Origin of the sequence: uncultured Cardiobacterium sp., from assembly GCF_938028185.1 — a bacterium.
In the GTDB taxonomy this organism is placed as follows: domain Bacteria; phylum Pseudomonadota; class Gammaproteobacteria; order Cardiobacteriales; family Cardiobacteriaceae; genus Cardiobacterium.
Window position 1 is genome coordinate 1 of the sequence record NZ_CALJAH010000452.1, and the last position, 2,325, is coordinate 2,325.

At 60.9% G+C, this 2,325-nt stretch carries 3 protein-coding genes; 2 read left to right on the top strand and 1 reads right to left on the bottom strand.

The annotated features are described in order from the left end of the window. A partial coding sequence (gene glnS, locus Q0349_RS13135) for a glutamine--tRNA ligase (RefSeq protein WP_298081468.1) occupies positions 1-1,146 on the top strand: 1,146 nt, incomplete at its 5' end. A gap of 85 nt (positions 1,147-1,231) precedes the next feature. On the opposite strand, the gene Q0349_RS13140 is transcribed toward glnS, so the two are convergent. Next, a complete protein-coding gene (locus Q0349_RS13140) occupies positions 1,232-1,663 on the bottom strand; it encodes a cytochrome b/b6 domain-containing protein (protein ID WP_298081469.1) in 432 nt (143 codons plus the stop codon). 143 nt (positions 1,664-1,806) lie between these two features. Here Q0349_RS13140 and Q0349_RS13145 point away from each other — a divergent pair, with 143 nt between their 5' ends. Then, positions 1,807-2,265, top strand: a complete 459-nt coding sequence (locus Q0349_RS13145) for a MarR family transcriptional regulator (RefSeq protein WP_298081470.1) — start codon at positions 1,807-1,809, stop codon at positions 2,263-2,265. The last annotated feature ends 60 nt before the right edge of the window (positions 2,266-2,325 follow it).

Genomic DNA, 2,325 nt, shown 5'->3' on the forward strand with positions numbered 1-2,325 from the left:
GGCAGCCACGTCCTGCGCGCCAAAATCGACATGGCCTCGCCCAACATCAACCTGCGCGACCCGGTCATCTACCGCATCCGCCACGCCGCGCACTTCCACGCGGGCGACTCATGGAAAGTCTATCCCATGTACGACTACACCCACTGCCTGTCGGACATGCTGGAAAACATCACTCACTCGCTCTGCACCCTCGAATTCGAAGACCACCGCCCGCTCTACGACTGGGTACTGAACGTCCTCGAAACGCCTTGCCACCCGCAACAAATCGAATTTGCCCGCCTCTCGCTCGAATACACCGTCCTCTCCAAACGCCGCCTGATTCAGCTCGTCAACGAAAAACACGTCAACGGCTGGGACGACCCGCGGATGCCGACCATTGCCGGAATGCGCCGCCGTGGCATCCCGGCGGGCGCGCTGCGCGAATTTTGCCGCAAAATCGGCATCAGCAAAGCCGACGGCACCATCGCCATCGAATACTTCGAAAGCACCATCCGTGACTACCTGAACGAACACGCCGCGCGGCGCATGACCGTCGTCCACCCGCTCAAACTCACCATCACCAGCCTGCCCGACGACCACGAAGAACACTACGAGCTCGCCAACCACCCGCAGGATGACAGCCAGGGCAGCCGCCGCGTTCCCTTCAGCAACACCCTCTACATCGAGCGCGACGACATCAGCGAAGCCCCGCCGAAAAAATGGAAACGCCTCGCCCCCGGCCAGGCAGTGCGCCTGCGCGGCAGCTACGTCATCACCTGCGACGAAATCATCAAGGACGCGGACGGCAACATCACCGAACTGCGCTGCCACCACGACCCGGACACCCTCGGCAAAAACCCCGAAGGCTACAAGGCAAACGGCGTCATCCACTGGGTCAGCGCCAAACACGCACTCGACTGCGAAATCCGCAACTACGACCGCCTCTTCAACCAGCCCAACCCGATGGAAGCGGACAACTTCCTTGACACGCTGAACCCCGAATCGCTCACCATCATCCACGGCGCGAAAACCGAACCCGCCGCCCCGGCGGAACCCGGCACCGTGTACCAGTTCGAGCGCCTCGGCTACTACGCGGTTGACCCCGACAGCACGGCGGACAAACCCGTCTTCAACCGCACCGTTGAGCTGCGCGACAGCTTCAAATAAACGGCAACATGGACGAAAAAATACCGGCGTAAAGCCGGTATTTTTATATCTGCGGGTGATGCCGCAGCCGGAGATATCCCCGTATTCAGGCGATGCGTTGCAGGATGGCTTCGCCTTTGGCCTGGTGGATGACGCTCATGGCGACATGGCCGGCGATGAGGACGAAAAAGGCAAAGGCGAGCGGGCCGTGGACATTGCCGAAGCTGGCCTGCATCTGCCGCGCCATGCCGGAGGCGGGGACGGCGAACATCATCGCGTACAGCGCGAGGTGTCCCGCCTTGACCGCAAAAGCGTTCGCCGGACGGCGGCGGTAATGGGCGAGCGCCCAAAGAAAGCGGACGAGCGCCAGCAGCATCAGCAGTACGCCGACGGCTTTGTGCGGCTTGATGAGGACGCGCAGACTGTCGTCGAGGTGCCAGGCGAGAGCGCTGGCGAACATAAAGCAGTAGCAGGCGGCCATGCCCCAGTGCAGGGCGCGGGAAACGGTGCCATAGCGGCGGGTGGTATCGGGTTGCATGAAATATCCTTTGAGCGGGTGGATTTTGAATAGCGTGCTATTTAGGACGCAATGAAGTATAGCTGGCTAACTATTTAGATAGCAAGCGATGCTTATGCTAAAATCCGCAACCTTATTATTTACAAGGAAATTTGGAGGAAATCATGCCACTGCCTCGAGAAGAATCCGCCGGGTATCTGGTCAATCATGCCGCACGACAGTTCGCGGTATTGCTGGCCGAACGGCTGAAGCCGCTCGGTCTCGCCCCGGCACAGAATGCGGTGCTGCTGGTGTTATGGCAGGAAGACGGCCTGAGCCAGCGCGAGCTGGTCGATGCACTCAATATCCGCCAGGCGACCGCCGCCAAAACGCTGGAGCGGATGGAGCGCGACGGCCTGATTGCGCGCGAGCCGCACCCGAACGATGCGCGCATCAAACTGATTCGCCTGACGGACAAGGCGCGGGCGCTGGAAGAAGAAGTGACGGGCATCGCCCGCAGCGTCAACCAGGAGGCACTGGCGACGCTGAGCGAGCACGAGCGCGGACTGTTTCTGGAAATGCTGAAGAAAATCATCGAACAACAGCGCACACTGACGGGCGGCGCGGCGCTGGAAGAAGAATAGGCGCGGATGGAAATCCGTAGAAACAAGCCGTAGGGGCGGTTAGCGCAGCGTAACCGCCCG

Excerpts from the sequence above, each read along its gene's own strand:
- Q0349_RS13140 (WP_298081469.1), bottom strand. The coding sequence starts at position 1,663 with ATGCAACCCGATACCACCCGCCGCTATGGCACCGTTTCCCGCGCCCTG.
- Q0349_RS13145 (WP_298081470.1), top strand. The coding sequence starts at position 1,807 with ATGCCACTGCCTCGAGAAGAATCCGCCGGGTATCTGGTCAATCATGCC.